We start from the raw sequence: 17,172 nt of genomic DNA on the forward strand, positions 1-17,172 counted from the left end.
ATCGTCATGTCCGACATCGACAGCCAGGTTCCCTACTGGGATGCCTCCGCGGCCACGAAGACGTTCACCCATCCACTCCATCTGCCCTGGCTCGACGGGATCGGCAGGCACGCCGCGATCCTCGACTACGGATGCGGCTACGGCCGCACCATGGCGGAGCTCGAACAGCACGGCTTCGACAACCTCGCGGGCGCCGACACCTCGCCAGCAATGATCAAACGGGCCCGCTACCTTCACCCCACCCTGCGCTTTGCGACCCTGGACGCACCACCGGTGTCGCGTTACCCCGGCGCCATCTTCGACGCAGCTCTGCTCTTCGCCGTGCTCACCTGCGTCCCCAGCGATGAAACCCAACACCGGTTGACAGCCGAGCTGAACCGCATCCTCAAGCCCGGCGGGATCCTCTACATCAGCGACCTTCTGCTGCAAGACGACGAACGGAACCGCAGCCGCTACAGCCGCTATGCCGACCACTACGGCAGCTATGGCGTGTTCGAGACCGGCGACGGTGCGGTCTGTCGCCACCACTCCCGCGAGTGGCTCTCCACCCTGCTCACCGGGTTCGAAACCGTCGACACCCGGACCATCACGGTGGCCACCATGAACGGGCATGAGTCGACGGGGATCCAGATCCTCGCCCGCAAGCCCACGGCGACATGAGCGCGGCTCAGATCCACAGGTATTGACCATGACTCCTGGGTCGCGCTTGAAGAATTCCATGGCCCACAGGGCGAAAAGTTCATCTCCCTTGCCGGACTTGGCTTCTGGGTGGGATGTCCGGCGGCCCGTCGGTGATGGGCGGAGGCCGGGTTCAGCGCTGGGCGGGGGTGAACCAGCGGGTGGCGGCCTGCTGGAAGGAGCTCGGGTCACGGTCTTGTGCCGCGGCCCAGGCCACGACGCCGTCCGGACGTACGAGCACCGCTGTGAAGCCGAGGGCGTTGCGCGCCGGGCCGGACCGGTACACGATCTGGTCCTGGTGGCTCTTGGCCGCAGACCGCAGGGTGTCGTCGGCACCGAAGTCGAGCAGGACGCCCCGGCCGTGGCGCAGCAGGTCGCCGAGGCGGGTGCCGTCCTCGAAGCAGAAGTCGGGGGCGGTGTTTCCGACGAGGGGGTGGGCATCGCCCAGGTCGTAGCGGTTGAACAGGCCGGCCGTGCGCCGGTAGGCGAGGGTCGTGCCGTCGGTGGTGCGCAGCAGCTCGTGGACCAGCTTGCGCAGCGCGGGTGCGTTGGGGCCCGGTTTCATGGTCGCTACCTGGGCACGCGACCAGTCGAGGACCGCAGCGCCCACGGGGTGGCGTTCGCTCGTGTAGGTGTCGAGCAGGCCCTCGGGCGCGGTGCCGCGCGCGGTCGCCGCGAGCTTCCAGCCGAGGTTCACGGCATCGCCGATGCCCAGGTTCAGGCCCTGGCCGCCGAGTGGTGAGTGGATGTGCGCGGCGTCCCCGGCCAGTAGGACGCGGCCGTTGCGGTAGGTCGTGGTCTGCATGGCGCGGTCGGTGAAGCTCGATGCCAGATGCATCTCGCTCAGCGTCACGTCGGTGCCCGTGATACGGCGAAGGACCTCTTGGAGGTGCTCGCGGGTCAGCGGCTGCGACCGGTCGAAGGCGCCGCCGTCGAAATCCATCATGCCTATGTGACCGGGGAAGGGCGTGCGCAGGTACATGCCGTTGTCGGTCAGGTGGAAGCCGAAAGGCAGCTGGTCGGGATCGGCGAAGGTGACATGGGCGGCGTAGCCGGTGAACAGCGGGTCCGTGCCGACGAAGTCGAAGCCGGCCAGGCCGCGCACCGTGCTGCGCCCGCCATCACAGCCCACCAGGTAGCGGGCCCGGTACTCCTGGCCGCCGGCGGTGACCGTGACGTGGTCGGCGTGCTGTGCCAAAGCCGTGACGGGCGTGCCGCGCACGATCTGAACGCCCAGCTCAGCTGCGCGTTCGGCCAGGACCGAGGTGACCGCCTCCAGGCTGGTCATGAAGCCTTCCATCGCCGGGCTGGGCAGCCGCAACGGAAGGGAGGCCACGTCGATGTCGGCCGCGTCCAGGCCCATGCCGGCGAAGTGGCTCACGTCGCGGGGGTCCGGCGCTTCGGTCAGGTCGGGGGCAGCACCGACCTTGGCCGGATCGGCGTGCGAGGCGCTGAGCACGGTATCCAGCAGGCCGCGGCGGTAGAACGTCTCGGCCGATCCCGCGCTCAGACCACGCAGTCCCAGGGGGAGCGCCTTCCATGGCGAGGCGCCTTCCTGGTCCTGCTCCAGGACCAGGACGGATGCACTGCCCAGGGCCAGCTCGGTGGCCAGGAACAGACCGACCGGGCCGCCGCCCGCAATCACTACGTCACGCATGAGGGATTCCTGTCTGAAACACAAGGGGACGGGCCCACCTGGGCGGGTCAGCCGAGGCGGGTGAGGCCGTCGATGATTACGGCGATGCCGGTGAGGAACTGCTCGCGGTCGTCGTGAGCGTGCATCTGCGAGACGACGGCGTGCATGAACGGGTAGTCCTCGGCGTCGAGATCCTGCCAGGCCGCAGCGGTCGCATCGAGGAACGCGCCGAGGTCGTGCGTACCGTCTGGAGTGTCGCCCTCCATCCGGGTGTTCTGGCTCACGGCGCCGAGGATGTAGTGCACCAGCGTCGACGCCGCGTCGAACCAGGAAGCCCGCGGCACACCCAGCGCGCAGACCTGACGGCCGATCCGCTCGAAGATGCCGACCGTCACCGTCCCGAACGGCTTGCGGACCACCTGCCGGGTCAGCCGCGTCGCCAGCCAGGGGTGCTCGGCAATCGCGTCGAACAGTGCGAGCGCCACAGTGCGGATTTGGTCCTCGGGCGAGGACGAACCCACCACGGAGTCGGCGGCGAGAGCAGCGGTGACAAGCGTCTCGGTCGCTGCGTCCAGCAGATCGTCGCGACTGCCCACCCGGTAGTAGATCGCTCCCGAGCCGGTGGACAGGCGCTCGGTGAGCGCCCGCGTCGTCATGGCGGCCTCACCGCCCGCATCGAGCAACTCGATCGCCGTCTCGATGATCCGCTCGCGGGAAAGCACCTGGTTACGCCGCTCTGAGCGGGGACTCCTCGTTGCCATGCCACCACCATGACACATTTGGAGCTATGTTCCAAATTAGTTTGTCGCTCCAAAAAGAATGACCGCCCAAGAGGGCCTGCCATACTCCTGGGTCCCGACCGCCTCGATGACCGAGTGCGCGCCGAGACCGCGGTCAGCTCGTTGACCTTCGCGACGCCTTCCTCACCGCGTTCTTCGGCGATGTCGGTGGCGCCGTAGTAGCGGGCCCGCTTCTGCCGTCCGGGTGGCGGGACATCGCGATGATCCGCTCCGCGCCCAGCTCCTTAGCGGCGAGGAACGCGATCAGGCCGACCGCGCCGTCACCGACCACTGCGACCGTCTTACCGGGCCCTGCCTGCGTCGCGTCGGGGGCGAACCAGCCGGTGCCGAGTACGTCGGAGGCGGCGAGCAGGGCGGGGAACAGCTCCGGGTCGGGTTGCCGGGGTGGCGACCAGGGTGCCGTCGGCCGGCGGGATGCGGGCCTTCTCCGCCTGGTGCCGACCGGCGTGGCGAACACGGCGTGCACGCACTTGGACTGGAAGCCGGCCTGGCAGATCTCTCAGGTGTTGTCGGACATCACGAAGGACCCGACGACGAAGTCGCCGACCTTGACGTTCTTCACGTCGTCGCCGTCCTCTTCGACGACGCCCACGTACTCGTGTCCCGTGACCTGGTGGTCGGCGGGCTCGATCCCGCGATACGGCCACAGGTCGGAACCGCAGATGCAGGTCGCGGACAGCCGGATGAGCGCGTCGGTCGGCTCGATGATCTTGGGGTTCTCGCGCTCCTCGACCCGGACGTGCTGGGCAGTCAGCGTATAAACGTAGCCGCTGACGGCGATCCCGCTGTTGGGGTGTCCGCCACGGTCACTGACGACTTGGGCGCCTTGCCCTGTGCCGTGCCGCTTGATGCTTGGTCACCGAAGCAGGAGAAACCTGGAGCCGATACGCCTCCGGAGACCACACACGGTGACACCGGGCACGGCCTCAACGAGGAGTACGCGACACTTCAACATGCGAGCCCACCAGTCCCGAGGCCGGTCACTTGCGAAGTCGGGAACGGTACTCGCCCGGGGCCGTGCCTCGGGCACGTTTGAAGGCACGGCTGAAAGCGTGCGGAGAACCGTATCCGACCGCGCCGGATATCGACTCGACCGGCTCATCGGTATCGCGGAGCCGGACGGACGCCAGGTCGATGCGCCACTGCGTCACGTACGCGCCCGGCGTCTGTCCGAGGGCGGACCGGAAACGCCTGGACAGCGTCGCCCGGGAGACGCTCGTCGCGGCGGCCAGGGTCTCCGTGGTCCAGGGGTGTCCCGGTTGGGCGTGGACACATGCCAGGGCGTCGCGCACGACCGGATCACGCATCGCTCCCAACCATGAGCCGGACTGCTCCTGCGGATAGCGGGCCAGCCAGGCGCGTACGAACTGGACGAGCAGAAGGTCGACGATGCTGTTGATGGCGGCGGTGGTGCCGATCTGAGGCTGTGCGAGCTCAGCAGCGAGAAGTTCGACGGTCCTTCTGAGCTGCGCGTTCTCCCGGGCTGTGACGTGCATCGGCCGCGCGAGGGAGGTAAGCACCGGTGTGCGTACCTCCGGGTCCTGCTCATAGTGCAGGACGATCACTTCCGTCTCCACCGGCGCCGAGCCCAGCCGCAGGGCCCGGCCTTCGCCGAAAGCCCGGGCCGCCGCCTCACGGTCGCAGGAACCCATCGTCACGCCGGCGCCGCCGGCTATCCCGTGTGCGGTGCCCGGCGACACCAGGACGGCGTCTCCGGCCTGCACCTGAAGAGGCTTCTCGCCTGTGACGTGGAGCCACATAGTGCCGCGGGACACCACGTGCAGTGCCGCTCCTGGATAGGAGTCCAGCCACAGGCCCCAGGTTCCTCCGGCCTTCAGCACGACCCCGAGCGCCCCACGCGCACCCGAAAGGCGCAAGACCTCCGCCAGCACATCCATGGGTCCATTCTCGTCCACCACGGCGAACCGCCCACCGGCGGGCGAGGCGCATGTGTCCTCGTCCACAGTGTCAGGCCACGTCAAGAACGGCCTTCCCGTGCACCTTCCGCGCGAACAGCGCCTGGACGGCGTCGTCCACGTCCTGCCAGTCGCCTCGCAGTCCGACCGGTGCCGAGAGCCTCCCGGCGGCCATGAGGTCCAGCAGGTCCGTCAGCTCCCCGCTGGTCGGCGTCATGTCCCCGTAGGTGGCGATGCTGCGGGGTTCGCCGAAGCCGAACAACGTTCCTGACGGGAACGTGGTTTCCTGCCCCGAGGAGTAACCGACCAGGTGGATGGTGCCGCCCTCGGCGAGGGAACTCCAGGCCTGGGCCACCAGTGGTCCGCCGACCGTGTCCAGGACGAGGTCGAACCGGTCCCCGGCCTCGGCCAAGTCGGTCAGGACGTTGTCGGCGCCGAGTTCACGGAGTCCGGCGGCCCGTTCCGGCGAACCGACGAGTGCCGTCACCCGGGCGCCCGCCAGCGCCGCCAGCTGGACGGCGAAGTGCCCCACGCCGCCGCTGGCGCCGGTGATCAGAACGTTGCGCGCCAGCAGTGAACGCTTGCGCAGTACCCGGAGCGGGGTGACTCCGGCGATCCCCAGCGCTGCGGCGTCGGCCAGGTCCACGCCCTCGGGGACGGTGCCGAGCGAGGCGGGGCTGACTGCCACCCGCTCCGCCCACGCGTGGGGAGCCATTCCCACTGCGACGCGCGTACCTTCGGGCGGCCCCGAGCCGTCGGATGCGGCGCGCACCACGACGCCGGCCGCGTCGTGACCGTGCACAGCGCCGGCCGGCCACTGGTCCACGTAATTCAGCTCTCCGAAGTTGAGAGCGATGTGCCGTATCTCCACCAACGTCTCACCGGCGGACGGTACGGGCTCATCGACATCGGCGAACCGGACAGGTCCGGCCTCACTGTGATCGACCACAAGGGCGCGCATAGGGGGTGTGTTTCCTTCTCTCGTGGGTGCGCCTGAACTCTCGGCGCTGCAGCAGATCGAGTGCGCAAATGCCGCACTGCCGTCTTCTTGAAACCCTACGCAGGACCGGGACAGCGAACAGACCCGTGAGGATCAATCAGTTGACGATCTGTGTCAGTGCGACTCGCGGCGCGTCGAGCCCCGCACCGGTCCGGTGGATGACGCTGTCACGGGCACAGGCACGCCCGGCAATGCAATGATCTCGAGGCGTCAGCGCTTCCGTCGGGCGGCGGGGTCCGAGCCATCGCCACACGGTTCGACAAACGGGCGTACGTCTTCCATGGAACGGTCGCCGTGGCGGCGATCGCCTGTGGCTCGGTCCGGAGTGAAGGGCGCCCGCTCAGAGGTCCTTGGCACCTGGGTAGTGGTGGCGGAGTTCGCTCAGTACGCGTTCGTCGACAGCCCTGACGTCCCACGAGGAGCTGTCGAATTCGGTCAGGACGTGCATCACCTCGTCCCCGGCGAACCCCCGCGCTTCGGCATCGATCAACTGAAGGAACGGGGTCGTCAGCGACGGCCGTGTCAATGTGTCCGTGCCGGCATCGGCGGACCGTCTCTCCATCTCGACACAGCGAGGATCGACGTTTTCGTCGAATTCGACGCGCACGTCAGGTTCAGGCCGAAGCCACCGATGCGAACCAGTAGCTCAGCCGAGGTCACGTAGTGCTTTCCGTGCCAGGCCGCAAACGTGATCCCCTTCATCCCGGCCCCTGCTTCGGCTGTGTCGCGCGCCATGGGCCTCTTCGTTCAGCGAACACCGGGGCACAGCCCTGATCAGCTCACACGACCCATCGGACACGACCTATAGGGCGTGGCTGTGGCTGCAGGCCGCGATGTGCCGACTTTGCCAGGCCTGTTAACGCGGTTGCGTGTTCCGATGCTGGTCGCCCGCCTGCTCCAAGGCGGCTTCGTAGGCGTGCAGGGCGGTGATGACCGTGGCGCGTTCCGCGGGGTTGAGACCGCGCATGACGCATTCCCAGGCAGAGGCACTGCCGGCAAGCCATTCGCTGATCGGTGTGGCGTAGGCGGGGGCGATGGCGATGATGCGGCGGCGACGGTCGGCGGGATCGGTGGTGCGCTGCAGGACTGCCAGCCGTGACAGCTCGCTGACCATGAGGCTGACGGTCGTCGGGGCCACCTCCAGCCGGGCGGCCAGGTCGTTGACGCTGGTGGGGCCGTCGTACTCCAGGTGGGCCAGTAGCGCGAGGTGCCGCGGTGCCAGGTCCAGGCCCTGGAGCGCCGGAGGGATGGGCAGGCGTTTGGCGCGGCCGACGAGCCGTGGCATGAGCAACAGCAGGGTGCGGACAGCCTCGTCGACGGCTGGACCGTCCGGTTCCGTGGACATCAGTGGCCTCTTCCGGATACCTTTGAAAGCAAAGGCTTTGGGTTCAAAGGGAACGAGGTCCACTATGCCGCATCTGACGGTCCACCTTCCGGAGAACAGGCTGGCCGGCAAGGAGCCCGAGCTCGTCGCCGCACTGACCGACGCGATCGTCGACGTTTATGGTGATTGGGCCCGCGACCTCGTAAGTATCCGCTTGGCTGGAGTCCCTGCTGGCCGTTTCGCGCAGGGCGGCAAGGCCGTGGACACGAATGCCTCGGTGATCTTGGGTGTCCGCGCCGGCGTTTTCGACCGCCCCGACGCCGCTCAGATCACCGGGCGCCTCGGCACCGCGCTCACCGACGCGATCACGCGCGTCGTCGGTGATGACCTCCGCACGGGCACCATGGTCGAACTCGTGGCATCGCCGCCGGAACGAACCTTCGTCGGCGGCGCCCTCGCCGTATGACCCCCAACTGGGCCACCTCATGACGTGCCGTTCTACTGGCAGGCCCACCCGGCCGCCCAGGCGGCCCGCAGCCCCGTTGCCCCGGCCGGAGCGGCCGCTCGCGCCCAGCTGACACTGCCTTGTTCTGCCGTTCTGCCATCTGGTCAGAAACCGCGACGACGAGAGCGAGGCCCGCCGCACGGAGGTCGAGGCGGAGCGTTCCCAGGCCGTCGACGGGGTGGCCGAGACGCACGATGCTCTGCGGAAGGCGGCGGCCTTGGTGACGCTGCAGGGCCCTGACGAGCTGCGGCTTGACCTGACGATCAGCCAGGACTGTGAACCGGCCCCCCGCTGTCGGGTACCTTCCGTCAGGCCTTCGAGATCAACTCATTGGCCCCTTGACGCGTGTCCGGGTCACACCGCTGGGGGCGATGCAGGTGGCAGTCGAGGTGAGGGTGCCCCGGCACGAGCCGGCCCCTCCCGCTGGGCTCCGGGGCCGACGGAGCATGGCGGGCCATGCTCGTGAACCGGTTCGGCGCGGCATGGCGCGGCCGTTCCTGCGGCTGCAGGTCACGGCCCTGTTGGGCGCCGCCCCGGACGGCGGAGTCGGTCGGAGTGCTTGTCCTGGTCTCAGGGGATCAGAACGACCTTGCCGAGGTTACGGCGGGACTCGATGATCTCGTGGGCGCGCGCTGCCTCGGTGAGTGGGATGTGAGCGAATACGTGGGGGCGCAGCGTGCGGTTGCGGTGAAGTTCCCATAGCTCGTCGAGCCAGCGCGCGTACAGCTCGGGCTTGCCCCGGGCGATGGCCGCCATCTGGAATCCGATGACCGAGGCGCTCCGGATGAGCAGCTCGTATGCGTCGATTGTGCCGCCGCCCGAGCTGAAGGCGACCAGACGGCCGCCGGGGGCCAGGGCGCGCACCGCGGGCCTGAGGAGTTCTCCTCCGACCCCGTCAAGGACGATGTCGACGGGATCGCCCCAGGAATCGTCCCCGTACAGTACGACCTCGTCGGCACCCAGGCTGCGAAGGAACTCCTCCTTGCCGGCGCTGCTGACGGCCGCCACCACGCGGGAGGCCCCGCCTGCCTTCGCGTACTGCAGGGCAAGGGTGCCGACCGTACTGGCCGCTGCGGTAACCAGAACGGCGTCGTGGGGGCGGGGACGGCCGGCCTCGTAGGCGCCGCGTGCCACGAGGCCGCTGCGGACAATGGCCACGGCGTCCACGGCGGTCGCCCGGTCGGGAACGGGCGAGGCCATCGTCTGGTGGAGGAGGGCCAGTTCGGCGTAGGCGTGGGAGAAGCAGAGCCCGGTGACGCGGTCTCCTGCGACGAAGCCGGTGACGCCTTCACCGACGGTGACGACAGTGCCTGCTATCTCGCCGCCGAGCGGGGCAGGCTCGGCCCCCTCCTGCACCTTCCGTACAGCCGGCAGCGTGACTCCGATCGCCTCGGTGTGCACGAGCAGCTCACCCGGGCCGGGTTCTGGAACGGGAGCCTCCTCGGTGAAAAGAACCTCGGGGCCGCCGCTTGCCTCATAGCGGACACGACGCATGGACACCTCCGGGTGTGACACGGGGACGGAAACCGTTGGGGATCCCAATGGATGGCCACCGTAGGGCGAAATCATTGGGACGTCCAATGACTTTCGGATAGCCTGCGTCCATGACTCGCGCCGAACACCCGCGCCCTTTGGCGCACATCCAGTCCCTGCCGAGCTGGCTCGCCGGGCAGGTAGCGGCGCGTGGCCGGAGACTGGTCGCCCAGGCAATCGCCGAGGAAGGGCTGAAGCTGACCCATCACGCCGTGCTCGCGGCAGTGTGTGAACACGGACCGGTCGCCCAGGCGGATTTGGTGCGCCAACTGGGCTTCGACGCGAAGGACGTGGTTCTCCTGGTCAACCACCTGGAGGATGCCGGGCTGGCACTGCGCGCGGCTGATCCGCGGGACCGCCGCAAGAACGCAGTGACAGTGACGCCGGCGGGCGTGCAGACCCTGGAGCGGTGTGCGGAACTGGCAGAGCGGGCCAACGCCGAGTTGCTGGCACCACTCAGCGAGGCAGAAGGTCGCCAGCTCATGGAGCTGCTGACTCGGGTGTACGAGGCGTAACGCCGACCTACGCGTCCTTTCAGCTGCCAGGAGCTGCTTCCGTCGTGCAGGGCGGGCATCGAGGTCTTGGCGTGCTCCTTGTCCGAGCCGGTCAGGGCGCCGTCCTTGCCGTAGCGCAGGCCAGTGTTTGCCCAGCTCCGGTTCGCCACGACCTGGAGCCGCCGTGGATCTCCCGGCGCTGACCGGGTTGCGAGGCAGTCGCAGGCGAAGACCGTACGGACCGCGCGGCCGGGTTCTTCGAGCGCGGCGAGGTACTCGGCACCGCCAGGCGTCCGCACGGCGTGTCGATCCGGATCACCGACTCGTCGACTCCTGCGCTTCCCGAAGACGGTGCAACCTCGTACGCATCTCCGCCTGGTGGCTGGCGATAGTGGCTCTCTCGTAGCGGCTGGACTCCCGCGGCGACGTGCCTTCGGCGGGAGCGATCCGCAACCGGTGAGGCACCGGGAAGTCGGCGGTGTAGGTCATCCGGTCCGCCGCCGGCGCTTCCCGGCCGGGCTCTGTGCCCGCGTGGCGGCGGGAGTACTCCGGCACCGCCGGACGGACCGAGAACTGCCAGGTCGGCGTCTTCCTCGCTTGTGCCGCAGTGGGCGGACGCTGATTCTCCCCGGAGCGTATCTGCCCGCCTCGTGGACGGACGATCGGGAACGCCGGAAGAGTCACGCCAGCCGGTGCGGAGGCTGGACCGGCTGCGGGAAAAGAAGGTGCGTCGGGCGATGTGGTGCAGGCAGGATGCCCGGCGTGACTGAGCTGCCGGGCAACGCCGTCCCGCCCCCTGCCGTCCTCGATGCCTTCGGTGTGAAGGGCACTCCCGTTCCGCTGGTTGGCGGGCAAGGACGAAGCGTTCTCGTCGGCGCGTCTGTGTTCAAGCCCGCTGAGGGACCTGAAGACGAGGTCGAGTGGGCTGCTTCCCTTTTCGAGCGGCTGGCACCGAGCAGTGACTTCCGCGTTCCACTGCCGCTCCGGGCCACTGACGGGCGGAGCGTCGTGGACGGCTGGACTGCCAGCGAGTTCCTGACCGGTGAGCCGGGTCCGCAGGGGCACTGGGCGGGCGTGTTGAGCGCCGGCCGTGCCTTCCACAAAGCCCTGCGGCAGGTCTCCCGGCCCGACTTTCTTGACCGGCGTACCCATCCGTGGGCTGTGGCCGACCGGGTGGCGTGGGGCGAACACGACACCGATGTGATCGAAGACCTCTCCGCGCCGTTCTCAGCTCTGCTGGGGTTGAGGCGCCGGGTCGAACAGGACGCAGTGCAGCTCATTCACGGCGATCTCACCGGCAACGTCCTCTTCGCGGCGGACGAAGTGCCTGTTGTGATCGACTTTTCGCCGTATTGGCGGCCTCCGGTGTTCGCCGAGGCCATCGTGGTCGTGGATGGTCTGCTGTGGTTCGATCTCCCGTCCGGCCTGCTGACCGCTGGCAGCGATCACCCTGACTGGCAGCAGATGCTGATTCGTGCACTGATTTTCAGGCTTGTCGCGCAGAGCGAGCACGTGGGCCCGTCGGGGCGGGCTCAGCCTGGTGAGCGAGAGCGGTATTCAAGGGCAACCGATGCTGTGGTGAAGAGCTTGGCGGCGCTTCAGGAGTAGTCCTTTGTCGGGTGGGCGTCCTGATAATGGCGAACCACGTCTTTGTCGAGAACAGCGACGTAGCCGCGCTGTTGAGGAGCTTCATGACGAAGATCCTTCGAAGGTCGTGCGGGGAGAACCTCAGATTTCGGATTGCTGGGTGTCTCTGCTGCCTGACCGCGGTGAATGACTATCTGTTGGATGGCTGCCGTGCTGAATGCGGCCGGAGGGGAGTCGTTATGCCGTTGGAACAGAAACGGCATGGGCGATCTCCAAACTTTCGTGGTTGTCGTGGCGGCTGACCAGTGGGATCTGCCGACGGTGGGAGGGTGCGACGGCGGATGACGGACGCCGTGACGTGGAACAGCTCCGCGGACATGGGGACGACATGGTCCCGGTCGGTTTCGGACGGGGCTACGGCCAAGAGGGCGATGACCTCGCCATTGGGCCGTTGGTATTGGCGGACACTCAGGTGCGTCAGGTGCGTCAGGTGCGTCAGGTGCGTCAGGTGCGTCAGGTCGTCCGTGGGAAGGCCGTAGAGGGCTGTCGGCGGCGGCAGTGCCTGGGCTAGGCCGTGTTTTAGAGAGTCGGTCCAGTCCCTCGTCCTGCGTTGTGATGATCTCGGTGTGGGGCGAGGGGATCTCTCTGACGAACAGTGGGCGGTGCTGGAGCCGTTGCTGCCGGTTGCGGTGTTGGGCCGGCCGCCGTTGGGTCGGCGGAGGCTGATCGATGGGATCCGGTGGCGGGTGCGGACGGGGGCTCCGTGGAGGGATCTGCCGCAGGAGTACGGACCATGGCAGACGGTCTACGGACTCTTCCGCCGCTGGCAGCGGGATGGCACCTGGTCCGAACTGCTGACCGGACTGCAGGTCCGGGCGGACGCGGCCGGGTTGATCACGTGGGAGGTCAACGTCGATTCCACGATCTGGCGGGCCCATCAGCACGCTGAGGGCGCCCGCCGTGACGGCCATGCCCAGAACGAGCCACCGGGCGGGACCCGCGCCGAACCCGAGGACCATGGCTTGGGCCGGTCCCGGGGAGGCTTCACCACGAAGACATCTCATGTTGTTGAAGGTCAACTGCAGGGTTCACGCAGTGAGTGCGAGTGATGTTGCGAAGGCTTGGCCGGCGTCGTACTTCGTGCGGTTTTGAAGGCAGTGGTAGAGACAGCCGAGGAGCTTGTTGAACAGGTTTCTTAGGGCGGCGGTGTGGCGTTCGCCTCCGGCTCGGCGCCGGTCGTAGTGGACCCGTGGGGCGTCGGATCGGAGAGAGGCGAAGGCCCACATGTATCCGGCGGCGGCGAGTCGCTGGTTCTTGACCGGTCCTGGCCACGACGACGTGGCTGCGGCCCGATGCCCGCGTCACAGGGGCAGCGCCTGCGTAAGCCTTGATCGCTCTGGCATCCGCGAAGCGCTCTCGGTCGTCTCCGACCTCGGCCAGAACTCGAGCTCCGGACACAGCGGACAGTCCCGGGAAGCTGGTGATGATGTCGGCGTCTGGGTGAGCGAGGAACTCCTCCTCTGTCGCTGCGGCGAGGTCGGCAACGGAATCGCATGCGGCGTTGACCTGCTGGACGAGAGCCATGGTTTGGCACCCCATGGCCACTTCGACCTGGGGTAGCTGGTGCAGGTAGTCCGCGCGGAAGATCTCCCTCAGCCGTTCGACTTCCGCCTCGATGCCGCATCGCGGTCGCCCGACTCGCTTGAGCAAGGCACGCAACTGGCTGCGGGTGAATTTGGCCGCCGCGGCCGGGGTGGGTGCGGCAGCGAGCACAACGCGAGCGCGTGTCCGCGTACTCGTCTGAGTGCACCACCGAGTACGAAGTTGTGTGCACCACTGCTCAGGCCACGTCGGTGTCCCGTTCGATGGCTTGGAGGCGGTTCTTGAGCCGGTAGCTGTTGCCGTTGATCGGGACGACCTCGCAGTGGTGCAGGAGGCGGTCGAGGATCGCGGTGGCCAGGACCTCGTCGCCGAAGACCTGGCCCCACTCGCCGAAGGACTTGTTCGAGGTCAGGATGATGGAGCCCTTCTCGTAACGCTTGGAGATGACCTGGAAGACCAGGTTCGCCTCGGCCCGTTCCAGCGGCTGGTAGCCCACCTCGTCGACCACCAGGACGGCGGGGCGGAGGTAGCTGGTGAGCTTGCTGATCAGCCGGCCCTGGTCCTCGGCGGCCTTGAGGTGGCGGACCATGTCGTCGAGGCTGGTGAAGTAGATCGAGTAGCCGGCCCGGCAGGCCGCGACCGCGAGGGCGACGGCGATGTGCGTCTTCCCGACTCCGGGTGGCCCGAGCAGAGCGACGTTGGCCTTGTCCTCGACGAAGGACAGGGTGGCCAGGTCTTTGACCTTGCGCGGGTCGAGGTCGGGCTGGAAGGAGAAGTCGTAGTCCTCCAGGGTCTTGTGGTGCGGCAGCTTCGACAGCCGCAGGCCGTTGCGGAAGCGGCGGTCGTCGCGGACGGCGAGTTCCTCGGACAGCACCAGGTCGAGCAGATCGAGGTAGCCCATCTTGGCCTCGTCTGCCCGCTGGACGTACTGGTTCAGGGCTTCGGCCAGGTGCGGCAGGCCGAGCTTGGCGGCGGTGGTGCGGATGCGGGTGCTGGTCAGCTCGCTCAACGGGCTTCCTTGCAGGGGGAGTTTGCGGTGAAGGGGCGGGTGCCGGTCAGCTCGTCATAGACCGACAGCGGACGGCGTCCGACTTCGACACTTGCTGCAGCGGTCCGGTTCAGCAGGGTCTGCAGCGGTCCGGCCTCCGGCCCGAGAGACTGGCCGCGGCGGGGCGAAGGCAGAGCGTCGCCGGTCGTGACACGACGGCCGGCGCCGGTGGGCAGCCCGGCCCAGTGCGTCTCGTCCACGACCCGCGCTCCGCGGCCGACCGCTCGCGGATGGACCGCCAGCAGCGTCTGGCCGCCCGCGTCGGGGACCGTGGCATGCAGGCTGACCTGCGTCTTCGTGGCTCGGATCTCGACCAGCTGGCGGGGACGGACCTTCCGGGCGGGCACCGAGTAGAGGTTCGCGTCGAAGGCGACCAGACAGTCCTTGCCGACGTGCCGCAGATGCCGCTGGGTGACCACGTAAGGAGTCTGCGGCAGCGGGCGGAGAGCGGTGTGATCGCGCACGGCCCGGTGTCCGATGACCTCGCCGTGGGTGCCGTGGACCTTCGCTCTCCGCAAGGGCACCCAGGCGATGAAGGCCGCGTTCAGCTCCTCGACCGAGGCAAAGGCCCGCCCGGCGAGGACGTGGTCGCGGACGATGCCGACCTGCCGCTCGACCCGGCCCTTGCCCTGAGGCCGGTAGGCGGCCAGCACGTCGATGTCGAAGTCGTAGTGCCCGGCGAAGGCGACCGCCTCCGGATGCAGCGGGACGGCCTCGCCCGGGGCGACGTGCCGGCGCACGACCGTCTTGGTGCGGTCGTAGACGATGCTCATCGGCACTCCGCCGAAGTGCGCGAACGCGGCTCGGTGGCAGTCGAAGAACGTCGCAAGATCCTGGCTGGTGGTGAAACAGCAGAACGGGTCGCGCGAGTACGAGAGCGTCATGTGGAAGGAGTAGACCTTCGGGATGCCGACATGAGCGAGGATCTTGCCCTCGTCGCCCCAATCCACTTGGGCCTGAGCTCCCGGGACGACCTCGAACCGCCGGTGCAGACCCGCCAGCTCGCCCGGGCTGATGCCCAGTTCGTCCGCGATCCGGGGCCGGGCTTCCTGCAGGTAGAGCTTCACCCGCTGGTAGTTGATCGTGACTCCGTAGTCCTGGACCAGGCGCTCATGGATCACTTTTCCCTTGAGCAGGATCTCGGACCTGAGCATCGCGTCGATCAGCGGCGCAACCTCGTCCACCACCCGCCGAGGCCGCTGGCCTGCTGCGTCTCTCTTCGGCGGGGCGATTGAAGCGGGGTCCTTGAGGTATTTGCTGACCGTTCGACGGTTCAGCCCGGTCTCCTTCGCGATCTCCCGCAGGCTCATCGCACCGGACTCGTACAGCGAACGGAACCGCCTCAACTCCAGCCACCGATGCGGATCCAAGACCACCGTCAGCCGCCTCCCTGCCACCCCGAACCGACAGCAGCAGACTCACGGCCGGCACCCCGTCACCGCACCGAAAACGGTGCACTTTCATCCGTACGAGGTGGCGCACGTTCGCTTGTACGCCGACAGCGCGTGCGGAGTCGAGTCCTGGCTTGCCGGGGCCGTGGAAAGCCACCAGGGCAGCCGGGTAGTACTCGCGCAGGTGAGAGCGGAGCCGGTTGACCATCTGCTGTCGATCCCAGATCGCGTCCTGATGGGCACGGGCCAGGACCGCGACAGCCTGGCCGGCTTCGCTGTCTTGGGGCAGCGGCCGGTGAGCATGCTGGTCGGTCCGGAGGATGTTGGCCAGCACTCGGGCGTCGGCGGCGTCGGATTTGGCCCGCGAGACGCTGCCGCGATCGCGGTATCGAGCGGCAGCCAGCGGGTTGATCGAGTAGATCTTCCGGCCGGTGGCTCGCAGGCTGGCGACCAGCAGACCACGCGGGGTCTCGATGGCGACCGGAACCGGGTCCTCGGCGGAGTCTCCGTGGCGGGCTAGCAGTTCCATCAGCGCGTGAAACCCAGCGCTGTCGTCGCTGATCCGCAGCTTGGCCAGCTGACTGCCGTCCTGGTCGACCAGGGCTATGTCGTGATGCCCTTCGGCCCAGTCGATGCCGCAGAAGATCGTGCTCAAGCTCTTCCTCCATCACCTCGTAGTGCAGCAAAGCTGCAGGTCAGCTCCATGCGGAGCACGCGGCGCCCTAATAGAAGTGCTCAAGGCACGCCATCTCATGAGCCGTTCGTGTCTCCAGCGACCGGCAGGGACCTCGGTCTGTTAGAGAGCTCGAAGCTCGCGAACTACTGAGAGGTTGGCCCCTGCCGGCGGGCTGGCGACATGAAACCTGACACCGACACTCCTGCCGGGCGGGACCAGTCTTCGATGAGGGCTTTCCGTCCCGGATCCACCTGAGATCTCCGCCCGGCAGGACGGGTGGCGAGCAGGAGCCGGTCTGAACACGGGGATCTCATCCCGGAACGGGGGCAGGCTTCCGGCTCGCCGTTCGACGAGCCCTTGCACTTCCCTGCCCGGGCCCACCGATGAGCTATTAGATCCACCTGGCCTGCGAGCAAGGGCAGAGGCCGCTGTCCTTGCTGGTCACCGCCGGTCAGCGTGGTGACAGTCCTCAGTTCGCCGCCGTCCTGGATGCCATCCGGGTGCCCCGCACCGGTCCGGGCCGTCTCCGTGTCCGTCCGCTGCGGGTGCGGGGCGACAGGGCCTATTCGTCCCGCGCCAACCGGGCCTACCTTCGAATGAGGGGAATCCGCTGCACGATCCCGGAGCCTGCCGACCAGGCCGCCAACCGCAAACGGCGCGGGAAGGCCGGCGGGCGGCCTCCTGCCTTCGACCGCGAGGACTACAAAGCCCGGCACGCGGTCGAGTGCGGGATCAACCGGCTCAAGGTGCGACACGAAGTCGCACACGTTAAGTGGGAAAGCCACGAAGGAAGGAGACATGTGCTGACCCCGGATTAGTGTCCGTAATCCGTTCCCGCGCTCACATGCGTCGCCGGTAACAGCGGGGTGTGAAGCTGAGCGTTCAAGCCCAAGGGTTCCCTGACCATCGGGGAACGACAGGCGAGGGAAAGGCTGGACGGGTGAACCGCGTGAACCCCCGTTGATGTCTCGTAAGGTTGAAG

General features: G+C 67.9%; 14 protein-coding genes and 7 pseudogenes. 8 read left to right on the forward strand and 13 right to left on the reverse strand.

Features of this window, described 5'->3' with window-relative positions; all coding sequences use genetic code 11:
- Nucleotides 1-6 precede the first annotated feature (6 nt).
- Complete coding sequence (locus ACZ6IM_RS32210) at nucleotides 7-660, forward strand: class I SAM-dependent methyltransferase (RefSeq protein ID WP_052843835.1); 654 nt, start codon at nucleotides 7-9, stop codon at nucleotides 658-660.
- Between the two features lie 151 nt (nucleotides 661-811).
- On the opposite strand, the gene ACZ6IM_RS32215 is transcribed toward ACZ6IM_RS32210, so the two are convergent.
- The 5 genes and pseudogenes from ACZ6IM_RS32215 to ACZ6IM_RS32235 form a co-directional block, all read right to left on the reverse strand.
- The gene (locus ACZ6IM_RS32215; protein ID WP_469561406.1) at nucleotides 812-2,335 is read right to left on the reverse strand and encodes an FAD-dependent oxidoreductase; all 1,524 of its coding nucleotides are present in this window, start codon (nucleotides 2,333-2,335) and stop codon (nucleotides 812-814) included.
- A gap of 47 nt (nucleotides 2,336-2,382) precedes the next feature.
- Nucleotides 2,383-3,075 carry a TetR/AcrR family transcriptional regulator gene (locus ACZ6IM_RS32220; protein ID WP_469561409.1) on the reverse strand — a complete coding sequence of 231 codons (693 nt, stop codon included), beginning with the start codon at nucleotides 3,073-3,075 and terminating at the stop codon, nucleotides 2,383-2,385.
- Between the two features lie 84 nt (nucleotides 3,076-3,159).
- Nucleotides 3,160-3,868 (reverse strand): annotated as a pseudogene (locus ACZ6IM_RS32225) (alcohol dehydrogenase catalytic domain-containing protein); the annotation flags it as partial.
- Between the two features lie 226 nt (nucleotides 3,869-4,094).
- A complete protein-coding gene (locus ACZ6IM_RS32230) occupies nucleotides 4,095-5,012 on the reverse strand; it encodes an AraC family transcriptional regulator (RefSeq protein ID WP_052843832.1) in 918 nt (305 codons plus the stop codon).
- Nucleotides 5,013-5,082: 70 nt separating this feature from the next.
- Complete coding sequence (locus ACZ6IM_RS32235) at nucleotides 5,083-5,991, reverse strand: zinc-binding dehydrogenase (protein ID WP_469561413.1); 909 nt, start codon at nucleotides 5,989-5,991, stop codon at nucleotides 5,083-5,085.
- 276 nt (nucleotides 5,992-6,267) lie between these two features.
- Between ACZ6IM_RS32235 and ACZ6IM_RS32240 the strand changes: the two are divergent.
- A pseudogene (locus tag ACZ6IM_RS32240) lies at nucleotides 6,268-6,359 on the forward strand (IS5/IS1182 family transposase); the annotation flags it as partial.
- Nucleotides 6,360-6,370: 11 nt separating this feature from the next.
- Here ACZ6IM_RS32240 and ACZ6IM_RS32245 read toward each other — a convergent pair.
- Nucleotides 6,371-6,637, reverse strand: coding sequence for a hypothetical protein (locus ACZ6IM_RS32245; protein ID WP_469561415.1), 267 nt, complete (start codon nucleotides 6,635-6,637; stop codon nucleotides 6,371-6,373).
- Nucleotides 6,638-6,886: 249 nt separating this feature from the next.
- Nucleotides 6,887-7,375 (reverse strand): MarR family winged helix-turn-helix transcriptional regulator, encoded by a 489-nt coding sequence (locus tag ACZ6IM_RS32250; RefSeq protein ID WP_469561418.1) that lies wholly within the window; start codon nucleotides 7,373-7,375, stop codon nucleotides 6,887-6,889.
- 64 nt (nucleotides 7,376-7,439) lie between these two features.
- On the opposite strand from ACZ6IM_RS32250, the gene ACZ6IM_RS32255 reads away from it, so the two are divergent.
- Nucleotides 7,440-7,820, forward strand: coding sequence for a tautomerase family protein (locus ACZ6IM_RS32255; protein WP_469561421.1), 381 nt, complete (start codon nucleotides 7,440-7,442; stop codon nucleotides 7,818-7,820).
- 609 nt (nucleotides 7,821-8,429) lie between these two features.
- Here the strand turns inward: ACZ6IM_RS32255 and ACZ6IM_RS32260 are convergent.
- Nucleotides 8,430-9,353, reverse strand: a complete 924-nt coding sequence (locus ACZ6IM_RS32260; RefSeq protein ID WP_469561443.1) for a quinone oxidoreductase family protein — start codon at nucleotides 9,351-9,353, stop codon at nucleotides 8,430-8,432.
- Nucleotides 9,354-9,463: 110 nt separating this feature from the next.
- Here ACZ6IM_RS32260 and ACZ6IM_RS32265 point away from each other — a divergent pair, with 110 nt between their 5' ends.
- From ACZ6IM_RS32265 to ACZ6IM_RS32275, 3 genes and pseudogenes are all read left to right on the forward strand, one after another.
- Nucleotides 9,464-9,907: a MarR family winged helix-turn-helix transcriptional regulator gene (locus ACZ6IM_RS32265; RefSeq protein WP_052843827.1), complete on the forward strand. Its 444-nt coding sequence runs from the start codon at nucleotides 9,464-9,466 to the stop codon at nucleotides 9,905-9,907.
- Nucleotides 9,908-10,421: 514 nt separating this feature from the next.
- Nucleotides 10,422-10,558 (forward strand): annotated as a pseudogene (locus tag ACZ6IM_RS32270) (transposase); the annotation flags it as partial.
- Between the two features lie 90 nt (nucleotides 10,559-10,648).
- Nucleotides 10,649-11,494: an aminoglycoside phosphotransferase gene (locus tag ACZ6IM_RS32275; protein ID WP_469561446.1), complete on the forward strand. Its 846-nt coding sequence runs from the start codon at nucleotides 10,649-10,651 to the stop codon at nucleotides 11,492-11,494.
- On the opposite strand, the gene ACZ6IM_RS32280 is transcribed toward ACZ6IM_RS32275, so the two are convergent.
- The gene (locus ACZ6IM_RS32280; protein WP_469561425.1) at nucleotides 11,485-11,736 is read right to left on the reverse strand and encodes a hypothetical protein; all 252 of its coding nucleotides are present in this window, start codon (nucleotides 11,734-11,736) and stop codon (nucleotides 11,485-11,487) included. The two genes, ACZ6IM_RS32275 and ACZ6IM_RS32280, sit on opposite strands and share 10 nt — an antisense overlap.
- A gap of 363 nt (nucleotides 11,737-12,099) precedes the next feature.
- Between ACZ6IM_RS32280 and ACZ6IM_RS32285 the strand changes: the two are divergent.
- Nucleotides 12,100-12,546, forward strand: a pseudogene (locus tag ACZ6IM_RS32285) (IS5 family transposase); the annotation flags it as partial.
- Between the two features lie 15 nt (nucleotides 12,547-12,561).
- Here the strand turns inward: ACZ6IM_RS32285 and ACZ6IM_RS32290 are convergent.
- The 4 genes and pseudogenes from ACZ6IM_RS32290 to ACZ6IM_RS32305 form a co-directional block, all read right to left on the reverse strand.
- A pseudogene (locus ACZ6IM_RS32290) lies at nucleotides 12,562-13,255 on the reverse strand (transposase); the annotation flags it as partial.
- A 58-nt stretch (nucleotides 13,256-13,313) separates the two neighbouring features.
- Nucleotides 13,314-14,084, reverse strand: a complete 771-nt coding sequence (gene istB, locus ACZ6IM_RS32295) for an IS21-like element helper ATPase IstB (RefSeq protein WP_030873126.1) — start codon at nucleotides 14,082-14,084, stop codon at nucleotides 13,314-13,316.
- Complete coding sequence (istA, locus tag ACZ6IM_RS32300; RefSeq protein WP_030873129.1) at nucleotides 14,081-15,520, reverse strand: IS21 family transposase; 1,440 nt, start codon at nucleotides 15,518-15,520, stop codon at nucleotides 14,081-14,083. Before istA ends, istB begins: the two co-directional genes overlap by 4 nt.
- Before the next feature lie 142 nt (nucleotides 15,521-15,662).
- Nucleotides 15,663-16,169, reverse strand: a pseudogene (locus ACZ6IM_RS32305) (IS110 family transposase); the annotation flags it as partial.
- A 416-nt stretch (nucleotides 16,170-16,585) separates the two neighbouring features.
- Here ACZ6IM_RS32305 and ACZ6IM_RS32310 point away from each other — a divergent pair.
- Nucleotides 16,586-17,008, forward strand: a pseudogene (locus tag ACZ6IM_RS32310) (transposase); the annotation flags it as partial.
- Nucleotides 17,009-17,172: the final 164 nt, after the last annotated feature.

This window comes from Streptomyces sp. NPDC042336 (assembly GCF_055581985.1).